This is a genomic window from Pseudomonas edaphica, assembly GCF_005863185.1.
Classification (GTDB): domain Bacteria; phylum Pseudomonadota; class Gammaproteobacteria; order Pseudomonadales; family Pseudomonadaceae; genus Aquipseudomonas; species Aquipseudomonas edaphica.
The window spans coordinates 1-17,002 of record NZ_VBVZ01000067.1; the positions used below are offsets into that span (position 1 = coordinate 1).

The 17,002-nt window shown below is 61.1% G+C and carries 13 protein-coding genes; all 13 read right to left on the minus strand.

The window, feature by feature from the left end; all coding sequences use genetic code 11:
- A partial coding sequence (locus FEM54_RS06890; RefSeq protein WP_138450135.1) for a DUF748 domain-containing protein occupies positions 1-1,125 on the minus strand: 1,125 nt, incomplete at its 3' end.
- Between the two features lie 87 nt (positions 1,126-1,212).
- Positions 1,213-2,229 carry a class I SAM-dependent rRNA methyltransferase gene (locus FEM54_RS06895; protein WP_099547640.1) on the minus strand — a complete coding sequence of 339 codons (1,017 nt, stop codon included), beginning with the start codon at positions 2,227-2,229 and terminating at the stop codon, positions 1,213-1,215.
- A gap of 55 nt (positions 2,230-2,284) precedes the next feature.
- On the minus strand, positions 2,285-3,154 hold the full coding sequence (locus tag FEM54_RS06900; RefSeq protein WP_099547641.1) for an oxygenase MpaB family protein: 870 nt from the start codon (positions 3,152-3,154) through the stop codon (positions 2,285-2,287).
- An 18-nt stretch (positions 3,155-3,172) separates the two neighbouring features.
- Positions 3,173-5,110, minus strand: coding sequence for an acetate--CoA ligase (acs, locus tag FEM54_RS06905; RefSeq protein WP_138450137.1), 1,938 nt, complete (start codon positions 5,108-5,110; stop codon positions 3,173-3,175).
- 105 nt (positions 5,111-5,215) lie between these two features.
- Positions 5,216-6,880, minus strand: a complete 1,665-nt coding sequence (gene pgi, locus FEM54_RS06910) for a glucose-6-phosphate isomerase (RefSeq protein ID WP_138450139.1) — start codon at positions 6,878-6,880, stop codon at positions 5,216-5,218.
- A gap of 224 nt (positions 6,881-7,104) precedes the next feature.
- Positions 7,105-7,956 (minus strand): pantoate--beta-alanine ligase, encoded by an 852-nt coding sequence (gene panC / locus FEM54_RS06915; RefSeq protein ID WP_138450141.1) that lies wholly within the window; start codon positions 7,954-7,956, stop codon positions 7,105-7,107.
- Positions 7,953-8,753 (minus strand): 3-methyl-2-oxobutanoate hydroxymethyltransferase, encoded by an 801-nt coding sequence (panB, locus tag FEM54_RS06920; protein ID WP_017139239.1) that lies wholly within the window; start codon positions 8,751-8,753, stop codon positions 7,953-7,955. Before panB ends, panC begins: the two co-directional genes overlap by 4 nt.
- Before the next feature lie 315 nt (positions 8,754-9,068).
- Entirely contained in the window at positions 9,069-9,554 is a 486-nt protein-coding gene (gene folK, locus FEM54_RS06925) for a 2-amino-4-hydroxy-6-hydroxymethyldihydropteridine diphosphokinase (protein ID WP_138450142.1), read from the minus strand.
- A gap of 2 nt (positions 9,555-9,556) precedes the next feature.
- The gene (locus FEM54_RS06930; protein WP_017139237.1) at positions 9,557-10,960 is read right to left on the minus strand and encodes a polynucleotide adenylyltransferase PcnB; all 1,404 of its coding nucleotides are present in this window, start codon (positions 10,958-10,960) and stop codon (positions 9,557-9,559) included.
- A 708-nt stretch (positions 10,961-11,668) separates the two neighbouring features.
- Entirely contained in the window at positions 11,669-13,099 is a 1,431-nt protein-coding gene (locus FEM54_RS06940; RefSeq protein ID WP_099547645.1) for a sigma-54-dependent transcriptional regulator, read from the minus strand.
- A 22-nt stretch (positions 13,100-13,121) separates the two neighbouring features.
- Positions 13,122-16,076: a sensor histidine kinase gene (locus tag FEM54_RS06945; RefSeq protein WP_017139235.1), complete on the minus strand. Its 2,955-nt coding sequence runs from the start codon at positions 16,074-16,076 to the stop codon at positions 13,122-13,124.
- Entirely contained in the window at positions 16,060-16,236 is a 177-nt protein-coding gene (locus FEM54_RS06950) for a hypothetical protein (protein ID WP_003176118.1), read from the minus strand. Before FEM54_RS06950 ends, FEM54_RS06945 begins: the two co-directional genes overlap by 17 nt.
- Positions 16,237-16,298: 62 nt before the next feature.
- The coding region (gluQRS, locus tag FEM54_RS06955) for a tRNA glutamyl-Q(34) synthetase GluQRS (protein ID WP_138450144.1) at positions 16,299-17,002 on the minus strand (704 nt) is incomplete at its 5' end.

Genomic DNA, 17,002 nt, shown 5'->3' on the forward strand with positions numbered 1-17,002 from the left:
GCGCAGTTGACCGTCCTTGAGCCGCCCTTGCCAGGCATAGCTCGGTGCGGCAAGTGTGGCGTTTGGCGTATCGGCGGTTGCAGGCGCGCTGGCAGGCTTGAGTTCCTTGGCCGGTTTGCTCGGTTGGCTGGCAAACAGTTTCTGCCAGTCCAGTTGCCCATCGGCTTCGCGGGCGGCCCAGGTTTCCAGTTTGTTGCTGCGGATCTTGCCGACCACCACTTGCTGCTTGGCCAGGTCCACCGTGGTGTCGCTGACGTCCAGGCGCTCCAGGCGCACCAGTGGCCGGCCATCCGGCGCCTTGATCGCAAAGGGCGCGATGCTGGCGGCGGTGTTGGTCAGGTTCAGTTCGGTTTCTTTGGCCAGGCTGAATTTATAGTCGGTGCTGAAGTTCAACACGCCGTCTTCAAGTACCAGCGGCAGGGCATCCCGCACATAGGGCCACCAGGCTTTCATCTTGCCATCGGTGACTTTCAAGGTGCCTTCGGAAGTGATCGGCACCAGGCTGAAATTGCCTTTCCAATCGATCTGACCGCCCTCTGGGCCGGCCGCCACCAGGGTCATGTCGGCATTGTCTTCGGGCAACGTGCTGAGGTTTTTCAGCTCGAAGTCGAGCTTGTCGTAAAGAAATTCGATTGGCTCGCTGGGGCGCAGGTCGCGAAAATACACATAGCCGCCGGCCAGCTTGATGCTGTCGATGCGCAGCGGGAACGGCTTGGCATTCGGGTCGACCGGGGTCGGCTCACTCGGCGGCAGCTTGAACAGCTGCGCCAGGTTCAACTGGCCGGTTTTGTCGAACAGCACTTCGGTCTTCGGCTGGTCCAGTTGTACGTCTGCCAGGTGCAGCGCGCGCGTCCACAGGCTGTCGATCTGCAGGTTGGCGTACAGGCGCTCGAAACCGACTTGCTCCTTACCCGGCTCGCCGAGCTTCAGGCCCCACACCGTCAGTTCCAGGCTGAACGGGTTGAGCTCGATACGCTCGATACGGGCCGGCACCGTGGCGTAATTGGCCAGTTGTTGGTTGGCAATGCGAAGGGCAATGCCCGGCAGAATCAGAAAGCCCAGCAAGCTGTACAGAGCCAGGGCGGTCAACAAGGCGCCAGCGGCGCGGATCAATCCTTTGGGCATGAGTGACGCCATCTATGTAGAACGAGAGTGCCTTGGAGTATGGCACGGGTTTTCGGTTCCGAAGTACTGGACTCCTTGGGAAAAGTACTACAACTGCAGGATCAGTGTTTTTAACGGTGGCTGCTGATCCAGGGACGGGAAGTCAGCCCCAGGCGTCATGATTTGCCACTCGCGTACCGGGCGGCCGGCTTTTTCGGCGCAACGCAGCACCTGCTCACGCCAGTCATCCATGCTGACTTTTGCCAGGTTGTTGCAGCAGATCAACACGCCATTGTCGGCGGTGGTCAGCAGTGCGGGCTTGAGCAGGCTCTGATAATCGCGCAACAGGTCGACGGTGCCGAAAGCACTCTTGGCCCAGGCCGGTGGGTCGAGCAGCACCAGGTCGAACTGGCGCTGCTCAAGGCGTGGATAACTCGGCAGCTTCTGGCCACGACGCTGGGTGATCGGCAAACCGGCCAGTTGGCGAATCGCCGGGAAGTAGTCGGACTGCACGAATTCCATGGTCGGCAAGTGCGGGTTGAGCAGGCCGTTTTCGCGCCCGACCGCCAGGTTGCCTTCGGCGAAGTCCAGGTTGCACACCTCGCTTGCGCCCCCGGCTGCGGCGCTCAAGCCTACGCCACAGGTGTAGGCGAACAGGTTCAGCACGCTTTTGCCGGCGCTGTGGTCCTTGACCCAGCCACGGGTGTTGCGCAGGTCCAGGAACAGCAGCGGGTCTTGCCCGGCATGGCGGCCGCGTACACGGTAGTTGAGGCCCCATTCGTGGCCGACCTGATCTGCCAATGCCGCAGGCTCGGCGCGGTACACCGTGTCTTCACGGTCGATGCGCGAGTTGCCACGGGAGCGGTCGTTGTACACGAGCTGCAATTCCAGCCCCATGAACTGGTTGACCTGTTGATGCAGGTCCAGCAGCTCCTCGGTTTGTAGCGACTGGTGGAAGCTTTGCACCAGCAATTGCGGGCCGTAACGGTCAATGGTCAAGCCGCCGGCGCCTTCCTGGCTGCCATGGAACAGCCGGTAGCAGTCTGTGCCTTGGACGTGCAACTCGTTGATCAGGTCTTGGCGATGGTTGAGAGCGGCGCGCAGCGCCTGATTCAAGGGAGTCATGGAGCGCGCCTTGCGGGTAAAGAGGGCGCGAAGTTTAACAGCTATGGGCCGCCGTCTACATCAACCCCATCCGCCGCTGGGCGCGTTGCACCGAACCGTTGCGCATCGCCCAGCGCAGCAAGGGCGCGCTGCGCTTCACACCCGCGCGGATCACCAAGCGTTGCATCGAGCTTTGGTGTTGCCCGAGCATAGCGCTGGCCCAGTCCGGCAGCAGGTCGATGCCGGCCTGCATCATCAAGCTGCCAAAGGGTTTGGCCAAGGTGCTGGGCGCAGGTGCATTGACCAGCAGGCGCAGCACTTCGCGGCTGCGATCGTCGCACAGCAGTTGTGGACGAATGCGCGCCAGATAATCGGAAATTTCCTGGCGTGAACGCGGCACGTGCCGTGCGCCCAGTCGCTCGGCAACCAAGGCAATTTCACTGTAGTAGCGGTCCTGGTCGCGCCCAGACAGATGCGGGTTGCGATAACGCAGGTGTGCCGCCAGAAAGTTGCTGACCTCCGCCACGTGTACCCACGTCAGCAGCTCCGGGTCACTGGCCGCATAGGCTCGCCCATCCGGCGCATGCCCGACCACTTGCAGGTGGATGGTGCGCACCTTCTCAATCAGCCATTCGGCGTCCTGGCGCGAGCCGAACGTGGTGCCGGAAATAAACTGCGAAGTGCGGCGCAGGCGCCCGAGCATGTCCTGGCGAAAGTTGGAATGGTCCCACACGCCGGCCAGGGCCAGCGGGTGCAAGGCTTGCAGCATCAACGCGCTGATGCCGCCGATCAGCATGCTGCTGAAGTCGCCATGCACCTGCCAGCTCACAGAGTCCGGCCCGAACAGGCCGGGGTCGCCCTTGGGGTTTTCCAGGTCCAGTTGGCCGAGTGACAAGCCGGTGAGGCTCATCAACTGGGTTTCGATACGGCTGCGGATAAATTCCATGGCGACTCTGGGTGGCTCCTATCGGTTCAGGCGTTTATCGATCAGGCCGTCCACCACGCTCGGGTCGGCCAGGGTCGAGGTGTCGCCGAGGCTGTCGAGTTCGTTGCAGGCGATCTTGCGCAAAATGCGCCGCATGATCTTGCCCGAGCGGGTTTTCGGCAAGGCGGGCGCCCATTGGATCAGTTCCGGCTTGGCAAAGCTGCCGATTTCCTTGCTGACCAGCGCCAGCAAGTGTTTTTTCAGCTCATCGCTGGGCTCGACGCCATTCATTGGGGTGACAAACGCATAGATGCCCTGGCCTTTGACGTCGTGGGGGTAACCGACCACAGCGGCTTCGGCCACTTGGTCATGCAGCACCAGCGCGCTTTCCACTTCGGCGGTGCCGATGCGGTGACCGGACACGTTGATCACGTCATCGATGCGGCCGGTGATCCAGTAGTCGCCATCCTCATCGCGGCGCGCACCGTCGCCGGTGAAGTAGTAGCCGGGGTAGGGTTTGAAATAGGTGTCGAGCATGCGCTGCGGGTCGCCGTAGACGCTGCGTATCTGCCCTGGCCAACTGGCCTTGATGGCGAGCACGCCACTGCCGGCGCCGTTGAACTCCTTGCCGTGTTCATCCAGCAGCACTGGCTGCACACCAAACATCGGTTGAGTCGCGCAGCCGGGTTTGATCCGCTGGGCGCTGACCAGCGGGCTGAGCATGATGCCGCCGGTTTCGGTCTGCCACCAGGTATCGACAATCGGGCAACGTTGCTCGCCCACGGCGTTGAAGTACCAATCCCAGGCCTCTGGGTTGATCGGCTCGCCGACGCTGCCCAGCAGGCGCAGGCTGGCGCGCGAGGTGTTCTGCAGTGGCCCGTGGCCCTCACGCATGAGCGCGCGCAATGCGGTGGGCGCGGTGTAGAAGATATTCACCTGGTGTTTATCGATGACCTGCCAGAAACGCGAGCTGTCCGGGTAGCTCGGCACGCCTTCGAACATCAGTGACGTCGCACCGTTGGCCAGCGGGCCGTACACGATATAGCTGTGGCCGGTGACCCAGCCCACGTCGGCGGTGCACCAGAACACTTCGCCGTCACGGTAGTCGAGCACGTACTTGAAGGTCATCGCCGCTTGCAGCAGGTAGCCGCCGGTGGTGTGCAGCACGCCTTTGGGTTTGCCGGTGCTGCCGGAGGTGTAGAGGATAAACAACGGGTCTTCGGCGTCCATCGGCTCGGGCGGGCAATCAGCGCTGGCGGCGTCCAGGGCGGCTTGATACTTGAGGTCGCGGCCTTCTACCCAGTCAAGTTTCGCCCCCGTGCGCTCCACCACCAGTACCGTGCTGACGTTCGGGCAGCTGGCCAGGGCTTTGTCGACATTCTTTTTCAAGGCCACCGGCTTGCCGCCGCGCACGCCTTCATCGGCGGTGATCACGGTGCGACAGTCGGCATCGAGGATGCGGTCGCGCAGGGCATCCGGAGAGAAGCCGCCGAACACCACCGAGTGCACCGCGCCAATCCGGGTGCAGGCCAGCATCGCGTAGGCGGCTTCCGGGATCATCGGCATGTAGATGCACACCCGGTCGCCTTTTTTCACCCCACGGCTTTTCAGCACATTGGCCAGGCGGCTGACGTTTTGATGAAGTTGGCGGTAGGAAATTTTGGAGGACTTTGCAGGATCATCGCCTTCCCAGATAAAGGCCGGCTGGTCGGCGCGTTGCGCCAGGTGACGGTCGATGCAGTTGTAGCTGACGTTCAGTTGGCCGCCGGCAAACCACTGGGCTGCGCCGGTAGTGATGTCCGAGTGCTGCACGGTGTGCCAGGGTTTGATCCAGTCGAGGAAACCCTTAGCCTGTTCGGCCCAGAACGTATCGGGTTGCTCAATGGATTGGCGGTAGAGGCGCTGGTACTCGTCTTGACTGAGCTGCGCGGCCTGGCGGACGTCATCGGCGCGGGGGAATGTGCGGATATCGAACATGAGCGGTCCTTATTCTTGTTTTAGCGACAAGGCATAAAGATGCACGCTGTGGGGAGAGGGTTCAAGGCCAACGTCCAAACGGACGATGGCCTTGGTGTACCGGCCTCAGCCGCGGTGACGACCGCGGAAGTAGTTGATCAGGCCCTGGGTCGACGCATCGTCAGCCAGGGTTTCTTCGGCGCCGGTCAGGCGGTTGTAGACACCTTTGCCCAGCTCTTTGCCCAGCTCCACGCCCCATTGGTCGAAGGCGTTGATGCCCCAAACCACGCTTTGTACAAACACTTTGTGTTCATACATGGCGACCAGTGCGCCCAAGCGACGTGGGCTGATGCGCTCGACCACGATGGTGTTGCTCGGACGGTTGCCCGGGATCACCTTGTGAGGCGCCAGCTTCTGCACTTCGGCTTCCGGCAGGCCTTTTTCGCGCAACTCAGCCTCGGCTTCACTGCGGGTCTTGCCGAGCATCAGTGCCTGGCTCTGGGACAGGCAGTTGGCGTACAGCCACTGGTGATGGTCGGACACCGGGTTGAAGCTGACGATCGGCACAATGAAGTCGGCCGGGATCAGTTGAGTCCCCTGGTGCAGTAACTGGTGGTAAGCATGCTGACCGTTGCAACCTACGCCACCCCAGATCACCGGGCCCGTATCGGTGGACACCGGTGTGCCGTCCTGGCGCACGCTTTTGCCGTTGGACTCCATGTCCAGCTGTTGTAAGTGTTTGGTGATGTTACGCAGGTAGTGGTCATACGGCAGGATCGCATGGCTCTGCGCACCCCAGAAGTTGCCGTACCACACGCCCAGCAGGCCCAGCAGCACCGGCATGTTTTGCTCGAACGGCGCGTTCTGGAAGTGCTGGTCCATGGTGTAGGCACCGGACAACAGCTCTTTGAAGTTGGACATGCCGATGGCCAGAGCGATTGGCAAGCCAATGGCCGACCACAGCGAGTAACGGCCGCCGACCCAGTCCCACATCGGGAAGATGTTTTCTTCACGGATACCGAACGCCACGGCCGCCGCGTTGTTGCTCGATACGGCGATAAAGTGACGGTACAGTTCGGCTTCCGAGCCACCCTGGGCCAGGTACCAGGCGCGGGCCGCCTGGGCGTTTTTCAGGGTTTCGAGGGTGTTGAAGGATTTGGACGAAACGATAAACAGCGTGGTCTCGGCGCGCAGCTTCTGGGTCAGTTCGTGGAACTCGCTGCCGTCGATGTTTGCCAGGTAGTGGCAGCGCACGCCTTTGTGAGCGTAGGACAGCAATGCCTCGGAGACCAGCTCCGGGCCGAGGAACGAACCACCGATGCCGATATTCACTACGTCAGTGATCGGCTTCTCGGTGTAACCACGCCACAGGCCGTCGTGGATGCGGCCGACCAGGTTAGTGATCTGGTTCAGCACCTTGTGCACGTCCGGCATGATGTTTACGCCGTTGACCGACAGCTTGTCGCCCACTGGGCGGCGCAGCGCCGTGTGCAGGGCGGGGCGACCTTCGGAAGAGTTGACCGGCTCGCCTGCGTACAGCGCGTCAATCGCGGCTTTAAGGTTGACTTCTTTGGCCAGGCCCACCAGCAGGTCACGGGTTTCGCTGGTGATCAGGTTTTTCGAGTAATCGAGGAAAAGCCCGCAGCTGCTCAAGGTGAACTGGGAAAAGCGCTGGGGATCGGCATTGAACGCGTCGCGCATGCTGAAATCCTGCATGGCTTGGCGATGTTGATTGAGCGCTTGCCAAGCGGGCAGAGCGGTAACGTCATGAGGAGTGCGGTAGTACGCCATCGCTGCGGGTTTCCTTTTATTACGGGGACTTGCCTTTAGGACACTTCTAAATCCGGAACGTTGAGTCTTTCATCAGGCGTTTGAGTCCGGTCAGCGCCAACAATGGCGCAGGGCGATTACATTAAACCTAGCGTGTCGATATGTCTTGGCTTTGTCTGCGCTGTTGCCGGTACTTTTTTATACCGGCACAGCGATCAGGGCAACAGGCGAAGTGCCTGGCGGGGTCAGTTGAGAGTCAAATGCAGGTTGTCGATCAGGCGTGTCGCACCCAGATAGGCCGCCACGAGGATGACGATATCCCGATCCTCAGGCGTGGCCGCACGCAGGTGCACGCCTTGGCGCACTTCCAGGTAATCCATGCGCAGCCCGGCAGCTTCAATCTGCGCGATCTGCTCGGCACGCAGCTTGGCGAAATCCTGCTCGCCGCCTTTTATAGCCGCCGCAATCTGGCTGAGGCTGCGGTAGAGCACCGGCGCAATCGCGCGCTGTTCTTCGTTGAGGTAGCCGTTGCGTGACGACAGCGCCAGGCCGTCGGCGGCGCGCACGGTGGGCTCGCCGATGATCTGGATGGGCATGTTCAAGTCATGCACCATGGCGCGGATGACCGCCAGTTGCTGGTAGTCCTTCTGGCCAAATACGGCCATGTCCGGCTGGACCATGTTGAACAGCTTGCTCACCACCGTCGCCACACCTTCGAAGTGCCCGGGTCGGCTGGCACCGCACAGGCCCTCGGACAGTTGCGGAACGCTGACGCGGGTTTGGCCGGTCATGCCGCCGGGGTACATTTCGTCAACGGTGGGCGCAAACAACAGGTTGCAACCGGCTTGCAGCAGCTTTTCCTGGTCGGCCGCCAGCGTGCGCGGGTACTTGTCCAGGTCTTCGCCAGCGCCGAACTGCAACGGGTTGACGAAAATGCTCGCCACCACAAAGTCCGATTGCTGTGCGGCCTTGGTCACCAAGGTGGCGTGGCCGCTGTGCAGGTTGCCCATGGTGGGCACAAAGCCAATGCGTTTGCCGGCACTGCGCGCGTGGGCGACGGCGGCGCGTAGTTCTCTTACGGTTTTAACGATGTTCATGCAGAGAACCCATGTTCTTCGCCAGGGAACGTCACGGCTTTGACTTCACTCACGTAGGCGGCCAGGGCTGCCTGGATGCTGTCCTGGCCTGCCATGAAGTTTTTCACGAATTTGGGCGCACGGCCGGTCAGCGACAGGCCGAGCATGTCGTGTACCACCAGCACTTGGCCGTCGGTGGCCGAGCCTGCGCCAATGCCGATCACCGGCACTTTGACTGCCTGGGTAATTTCTGCCGCCAGTTCGCTGGGCACGCATTCGAGCAGGATCATCGCGGCGCCGGCTTGCTCCAGGGCAATGGCATCCGCACGCATCTGGCGCGCCTGGGCTTCATTGCGGCCTTGCACCTTGTAGCCGCCGAAGATGTTCACCGACTGCGGTGTCAGGCCCATGTGCACGCACACTGGAACGCCGCGCTCAGCCAGCAGCCGGATCGACTCCGCCAGCCATACCGCGCCTTCGACTTTGATCATGTGTGCACCGGCTTGCATCAGCTTGCCGGCGTTCTGGAAGGTTTGTTCAAGGGTGGCGTAACCCATGAACGGCAGGTCAGCGATGATGAAGGCGCCGTTGTTACCGCGTTTGACGCTGGCCGTGTGGTACGCAAGTTCGTCAGTGGTGACCGGCAGGGTGCTGTCATTCCCTTGAAGAACCATGCCCAGTGAATCGCCAATCAACAGCACTTCAACCCCGGCCTCACAGCTGGCGTGGGCGAAGGTGGCGTCATAGCAGGTCAGCATGGTGATTTTTTCACCTTTGAGCTTCAGGCTCTGCAAGGTGGTCAGGGTAATGTCTGGCATGGAAAGGGTCCTCGTTCAGGCGCTTGGAAACAGCGAGTAACGCGCGTGAGTCTTCGTTTATACAGGCGCACTGTCTTGAGAGCAGTGCTTATAAGGCCTGGATTGCGCCCTTCAGCGCCGGGTTGGCGGCAGCGGGACGCCTATAGTCGTGATGAGGACACGGGAAGTCAATTGGATGTGTTACCGCATTGTTACGAGTGGGGTGTTACCCCTGTTACGGGTGGGAGCTGGCGTGCCTGCGATGGCATCATCGCGCAATAGCGGGTGTACCGAGTTGCCCGCATCGCAGGCAAGCCGGGTCCCACATTGACCGAGTCAGTCTCGGGGCACGCGCTCCAGGCCAACAAACGGGCAGGCGGCCAGCAAGTCGCTAAGTGTTTGGCCATTGGGCAGTTGCAGGTCGGCGGGTGCCAGCTCTGCCAGCGGGTACAGCACAAACGCGCGCAAATGCATCTGATAGTGCGGCACCTTCAGCCGCGGCGTGTCGATCAGGCGATCGCCAAACAACAGGATATCCAGGTCCAGGGTGCGCGGGCCCCAGCGTTCAAGGCGCTCGCGGCCCTGGTCGTTCTCGATGGCTTGCAGGGCATCGAGTAAATCCAGTGGCGCAAGATCGCTGTCCAGGGCGGCGACCGCATTGGTGTAGCGCGGTTGGCCCGGGAGCAGGGAGTCACTTTGATAGAACGCCGACACGCCAACGAGGGCCGTGCCGGGCAATTGCGCCAGGGCTTCGACAGCGCTGCGCAATTGCTGGTCCGGGGCAGCCAGGTTGCTGCCCATGCCAATGTAGACACGTTCCACGTTTATTCGCCCGCAGCGCCCGAGGCGTCGGCCGCGCTGCGTTTGCGCTTGGTGCCGCTGCGACGACGTTTTTTTGGGCCAGTGCCTTCGCCATCGCCTTTGCTGCCGAGGTCGCGAATCATCTCGCGGCGCTGGCTGTCATTGGCATCCTGGTAGTCGGTCCACCATTCGCCCAGGCCGTCGGTCTGCTCGCCGGCGCTTTCGCGCAGCAGCAGGAAGTCGTAGCCGGCACGGAAGCGCGGGTTATCCAGCAACAGGTCGGCGCGTTTGCCACTGCGGCGCGGCAGGCGCTCCTGCATGTCCCAGATCTCGCGGATCGGCATGGTGAAGCGTTTGGGAATGGCGATGCGCTGGCACTGCTCGGCGATCAGCTCGTGGGCGGCTTCCTGCATGGCCGGGATCGGCGGCATGCCACGGTCTTGCAGGCGCAATACGCGTTTAGGCAGGGCAGGCCACAGCAGGGCGGCAAACAGGAACGCCGGCGTTACCGGTTTGTTCTGCTTGATGCGCAGGTCGGTGTTGATCAACGCTTCGCTGATCAGCGTGTGGGTGTACGTGGGGTTGTATTCCAGTGCCTCGGCGCTGGCCGGGAACAGCGGGTCGAACAGTTGCAGGTCGACCAGCATTTCGAACGTATCGGCGGCATAACCCGAGAGGAACAACTTCAGCACTTCTTCGAACAGGCGTGCCGAAGGAATTTCCCGCAGCATCGGCGCCAGCTCGCGAATCGGCGCGGCGGTGTGTTTCTCGATGCCGAAGTTCAGCTTGGCGGCAAAGCGCACGGCGCGCAGCATGCGTACCGGGTCTTCCTGGTAACGCTGCGTCGGGTCGCCGATCAGGCGGATCAGGTTGTTGCGAATGTCGTGTACGCCGTTGGCGTAATCGAGAATGCGCTCGCTGACCGGGTCGTAATACAGGGCGTTGATGGTGAAGTCGCGGCGCTGCGCGTCTTCTTCCAAGGTGCCGTACACGTTGTCACGCAGGATGCGGCCGCTCTCGTTGCGGGAAGACTGATTGGTGTCTTCCTCATCATCGTTTTGCGGATGGCCTGCGCGGAACGTCGCGACCTCGATGATTTCGCGACCAAAGTGGATATGCACCAACTTGAAGCGGCGACCGATGATTCGCGCATTGCGAAACTCGGCACGCACCTGCTCCGGCGTGGCGCTGGTGGCGACGTCGAAATCCTTGGGCGTGATATTGAGCAGCATGTCACGTACGCAGCCGCCCACCAGATAAGCCTGGTAGCCGGCGTTCTGCAAACGTTCGACGATGTTCACTGCATAGCGGCTGAATTGAGCGCGCTGCAATGAATGCTGATTGCTGTTAAGCACTTCAGGCGTGCTGCGAATGTGTTGCGTACGACGCAAGGGGGAACGGAATGACTGGAACAACTTCTTCAGCATGGGATGCACTGTTTGAAGGAATGTTCGGCCATAACGAAGAATGACCGCATGATGGGCCGGGATTCTAGCATTTAGTCGAGGGATGGTGTAGGAACAAGCTGCAAGGCTTGAGCCAGAAGCTTAAAGAAGGGTGTGAGCGGGTCAAATGCCGGAAACTACAAGGGGAGCCGAAGCTCCCCCAGAAGTAGTTGCGTGCTCTATTTTTATTATGGTTGCGGGCTTTTTGTTTTTGTTGATCGCCCTCGCCATGAAGTTTCACCTTCATGACACTCCCAATCGGGAGCCAAGAGCAAACGGATTGCTTTGGTCGCTGTGTTGCTGATCTACGATCCAACCAGTTCAGGCTCTGCCTTAGGGCAGTTTTTGTTGTTCTCGGCCTGGTTGCGGGGCAAGCCCCAAATGCAACGCCTCTCCAAAAGAATCAGTTAGCTGCGCCTCCGCCGTGTTGTTTTTGTTATGCGTGAGTCGATTCGTCTTATTTTTATTGTCTTGTACAAAGCTTGTTATTGTTTTTGTACTAAGCATATAGCAGGGTGCGTGCCAACTTTTGTGCCGCCCAGCAAAACCGGGGGGTTGAGCTGGTTCTGGCTTTTGGAAGGGCGAAAAAAAGCCGGGGCTTCGTTACCGTAAGCCCCGGCTTCTGTTACGTGAAAAGGCTGCGGTAACAGTTTTTTCACATCTGAGGGTGTTACCTGTGGGGGCGCGCCCTCAGCTTTCGCTGGCTACCCCGGTCTTGCGCCGTGGAATGCCCAGGCGTTGGCGGCGTTCCCACAGGCACTTGCGGCTCACGCCCAGCTTGCGCGCCAGTTCGGTCTCGGTCATATGGTCCTGATGCTCAAGCACGAAGTGCTGGAAGTAGTCTTCCAGTGACAGGTCTTCGGTCGGCTCATGGCTGGTATTGCTGCCACCGCCCTGTTGCGGGGCCAGGCCGATGAAGTCGTCGTCTTCCAGGTCGCTCAGCTCGATATCGATACCCAGCAGCTCGGCAGAAATTTCCGGGCTCTCCGACAGAATCACCGCACGCTCGACCGCGTTCTCCAGTTCGCGGACGTTACCCGGCCACGAATAATGCCGAATCGCCTGCTCGGCGTCGGCGGCAAACTTGAGGTCGGTACGGTTGATGCGCGCGCTCTGGCGCAGCAGAAACGCGCTGGCGATCTCATTCACGTCGGCGCCACGCTCGCGCAAGGCCGGCAGCTTGAGGGCGATTACGTGCAGGCGGTAATACAAGTCTTCCCGGAACTGGCCGATCTTGGCCAGGCTCTTGAGGTCACGGTGGGTCGCGGCGATCAGGCGCACATCGACCTTCTGTGATTGCACCGAACCGACACGGCGAATCTCGCCTTCCTGCAACACGCGCAGCAAGCGCGCCTGGGCTTCCAGGGGCAGTTCGCCAATTTCGTCGAGGAACAAGGTGCCGCCGTCCGCCGCTTCGACCAACCCCGCACGCCCGGCGCTGGCGCCGGTAAATGCGCCTTTCTCGTGCCCGAACAGTTCGGACTCGATCAGCGATTCGGGGATCGCCGCGCAGTTCACCGAAATCATCGGTGCCTTGGCACGCTTGGACAGGTTGTGCAGAGCGCGGGCCACCAGCTCTTTACCGGTGCCCGACTCGCCCTGGATCAATACATTGGAGTCGGTCGGCGCCACTTTGCGGATCTTGCTGTACAGATCCTGCATCGGTGGGCAAGAGCCGATGATGCCGATCTCGCCGTTGCTGTTGTCGGCCCCCGGCTTCTCGGCAGCCTTGCCGGCAGGACGCTGTTCGGCCGGCGTACTGCCAGCCGACTGACGGTCACGCAGAATGCGCGCCACGGCCTGGAGCATTTCGTCGTGATCGAAAGGCTTGGCGATGTAGTCCACCGCGCCCATCTTCATCGAGTCCACCGCCGAGCGCAGGCTGGCGTAGCTGGTCATGATCAGCACGGGCGTGCCCTGGCCAAGCTTGATCAGCTCGGTCCCCGGCGCGCCCGGCAGGCGCAGGTCGCTGACAATCAGGTCGAACGTGGGAATGCTGAAACGCTCTTGGGCTTCCTGCACCGAGCCGGCTTCGCTGACCTGGTACTGATTACGTTCAAGCAGGCGACGCAAGGCAGAGCGGATAATGGTTTCGTCTTCGACGATCAAAATGTGCGGCATTGATTCAATTCTCTCGACGGTCTCAGTTCACAGCGGACGTCGCTTCGACATGACGCGGCAAGGTCACCCGAATACGGGTGCCGCGTTGGCTTTCGGTGTCAGCCGGGCTGTCGATGGTGATTTGTCCATAATGCTCTTCAACGATGGAATAGACCAGTGCAAGGCCCAGACCGGTACCTTCACCCGGGTCCTTGGTGGTGAAGAAAGGTTCGAACAATCGATCCATGATGTTCTGTGGAATACCGCTGCCTTCGTCCTCCACGATCAGGTCGACCGTGTGCTCGAAAGCCTCGCTCTTGACGCGTACCGCACTGCCGGCGGGCGTTGCGTCACGGGCGTTTGAAAGCAGGTTGATCAGCACCTGCGCCAAGCGTTGGGAGTCGCCGTCAACCCAGTGGTCCGGGTCGCACAGGTTAAAAAACTGTACTTCGAAATTGCGCCGGTTCAAGGCCAGCAGCCCAATGGCATCCTGCGCCACTTCCGCCAGGCACACCGCTTCGTCATGGTTCTGATGGGCGCCGGCGTGGGCGAAGCTCATCAGCGACTGCACGATGCGTGACACGCGCTTGGTCTGCTCGAGGATCTGCCCGCTGATTTCGGTGATTTCAGCGTCTTCTTCGCGCTCTTCGCGCAGGTTTTGCGCCAGGCACGCGATACCGGTGATCGGGTTGCCGATTTCATGGGCCACACCCGCAGCCAGGCGACCGATGCTGGCCAGGCGTTCGGAGTGCACCAGCTTGTCTTCGAGCATCTGGGTTTCGGTCAGGTCTTCCACCAGCAGCACCAGGCCACTGTTGCCCGGCGCCAGCGGCTCGTCGATCGCCGCTTTGTGCAGATTGAGCCAGCGGGTCTGGCCGTCCAGCGCCAGGTGCTGTTTGTGCAAGTGCTCGTCGGGCAGGTTGATAAAGCCTTGCAACAGTTCTTTCCAAGGGTCGCCCAAGGTATTCAGGCGCGAACCCACAACACGTTGTGCGGCGATGCCGGTGAGTTCTTCCATCGCCTTGTTCCACATCAGGATCTCTTGATCCTTGGCCAGGGAACACACGCCCATCGGCAGTTCCTGAAGGGTTTGACGGTGATAGCGGCGCAGGGCATCGAGTTCGGCGGCAAGGCCGGTGAGGCGTGAGTGGTAATCCTCCAGCCGGCTCTCGATGAAATGGATGTCTTCGGTGACGTAGTTTTCGCCGCCGGCCTTGTAGGGCAAGAAGGTTTCCACCATGTCCTGGGACACGCTCGGTCCCATCAGGCCGGACAGGTTGGCCTCAATGCGGTCGCGCAAACGGCGCAGGGCGTAGGGCCGGCGCTCGTCAAACGGCAGGTAAAGGTCGCGCAGTGCCTGCTCGACTTCCTTTTGCGCAGCCTTGGCGCCCAGCGGCTTGGCCAGTTGGGTGGCGAACTCTTGCGGTGAGGCGGCGTGCAGCTCGCGGCGTTGCGGGCGGCGCACGTTGTCCACCGCGCAGGCTTCGGCGGCGCTGGTTTCTTCGGGGCTGGCGTTGGTGAACAGCGAGATCAGGGTAAACATCAGCACGTTGGCGGCCAACGAGGCGATCGCTGCCATGTGCCAGCTGGTGTCATCCAGCACGTAGATCATGTTCAGCAGCGGAATGTAGAAACCCTGCAGGTTGCCGACCAGCGGCAGCAGCATGGTCACCATCCACACCAGAATGCCTGCCAGCAGCCCGGCGATAAAGCCGCGACGGTTGGCGGTTGGCCAGTACAGCACCGACAACACACCCGGCAAGAACTGCAAGGTCGCCACAAACGCGACGATGCCGAGGTTGGCCAGATCTTGCCCAGCGCCCAGCAGCAGGTAGAAGCCATAGCCGGCCATGATGATGGCGACGATCAGCGCGCGGCGCGTCCATTTCAGCCAGCGGTAGATATTACCTTCGGCTGGCGGCTGATACAGCGGCAGCACCAGGTGATTGAGCGCCATGCCGGAGAGTGCCAGCGTGGTGACGATGATCAAGCCACTGGCCGCCGACAAACCGCCTACGTAAGCCAGCAATGCGAGGGATTTGCTGTTGGCGGCAATACCGACGCCAAGGGTGAAGTATTCGGGGTTGGTGGTGGCGCCGAGCTTGAGGCCGGCCCACAGGATCAGCGGCACCGCCAGGCTCATCAGCAGCAGGAATAACGGCAAACCCCAGCTGGCGCTGACCAATGAGCGCGGGTTGAGGTTCTCGGTGAAGGTCATGTGGTACATGTGCGGCATCACGATGGCCGAAGCAAAGAACACCAGCAGCAGCGTGCGCCATGGGCCTTCCTGCAACGGCGTGTGCAAAGCGGCGAGGGCGGTCTGGTTTTGCAGCAACCACAACTCCAACTGTTGCGGCCCGTCGAATACGCCATACAGCGCATACAGGCCGACACCGCCGATGGCGATCAGCTTGATCACCGACTCGAAGGCAATCGCAAACACCAGGCCTTCGTGTTTCTCGCGGGTGGCGATATGGCGTGAGCCGAAGAAAATCGTGAACAGCGTGATCAGTGCGCAAAAAGCCAGGGCGACGCGGTGCTGCACCGGTTCGCGGGTGAGGATGCTGATGGAGTCCGCCACCGCCTGGATCTGCAGGGCCAGCAACGGCAGCACGCCGATCAGCATAAAGATCGTGGTCAGCGCGCCGGCCCAGGTGCTGCGAAAGCGGAAGGCAAACAAGTCCGCCAGGGACGACAGTTGATAGGTGCGGGTGATTTTCAGGATCGGGTACAGCAACACCGGCGCCAGCAGGAACGCGCCGGACACGCCCAGGTAGCTGGACAGAAAGCCGTAGCCATACTGATAGGCCAGCCCCACCGTGCCATAAAATGCCCAGGCGCTGGCGTAGACGCCCAGGGACAAGGTGTAGGTCAACGGATGGCGAATGATCGCCCGCGGAATCATTCCGCGCTCACTGATCCAGGCAACCCCGAACAACGCGGCCAGGTAGGCGGCGCTGATCAGCAGCATCTGGGTGAGGCTAAAGCTCATCGGCATCTTTTTGGCTCTGCAGGATGAAGGTCACGACGATCAGGATCAACCACAGCAGATAAGGGCGATACCAGGCGCCCGTGGCGTCGATCCACCAATCCATGATGGCCGGGGAAAACAGGTAGATCCCGACGACCAGCAGCAGGACCAATCGATAGATGTACATGTTGGCCTCTGATTAAAAAACTGCCGCGATGGTAACGGATGCTTGGCAAGCTGCAAGCGCCTTCAGCTCAATTGCGCTTCGGCCAGCGTGAGTGTGCGCGGAATCTGGCTGGCGTCCCAGTGTGCAATGCCCCAATCCAGCAGTTCCCGTGGGCTGGCGTGCAGCAGTTCGCTGCCGGGTTGCTGGCCGAGGGCGCGCAACGCTCTCAATAGCAAAGGTGTGGCCTGGTCGGGTGTCAACGGCGGCGAGCGGTAGGATTTGCCCAGCTTGTTGCCGTCCGGCTGGGTGATCAGCGGCACGTGCAGGTAGCGCGGTTGGCGCAGACCCAGCAGTTCCTGCAGGTAAAGCTGGCGCGGCGTGGAATCGAGCAGGTCGGCGCCGCGCACGATGTCGGTGACACCTTGCCAGGCATCGTCGAGTACCACTGCCAGTTGGTAGGCATACAGGCCATCGCGACGGCGGATGATGAAATCGCCCACATCACGGCCCAGGTGCTGTCGGAATTCGCCTTGCACGCGGTCGGTAAAGTGATACTCCAGCTCTGGAACGCGCAGGCGGATCGCCGCGTCTTGCTGATCGTGCCCGAGGTTTCGGCACAGGCCTGGATAGATCCCGTGGTAGGGCTCCAATTGTTTACGCGAGCAGGTACAGGCGTAAGCCAGGCCGTGGTTGAACATGTCGTTCAAGACTTTGGCGTAGGCATCATGCCGCTCGCTTTGCCGGACCAGTTCCCCGTCCCACTCGAAGCCATAGCTTTCCAGGGCGT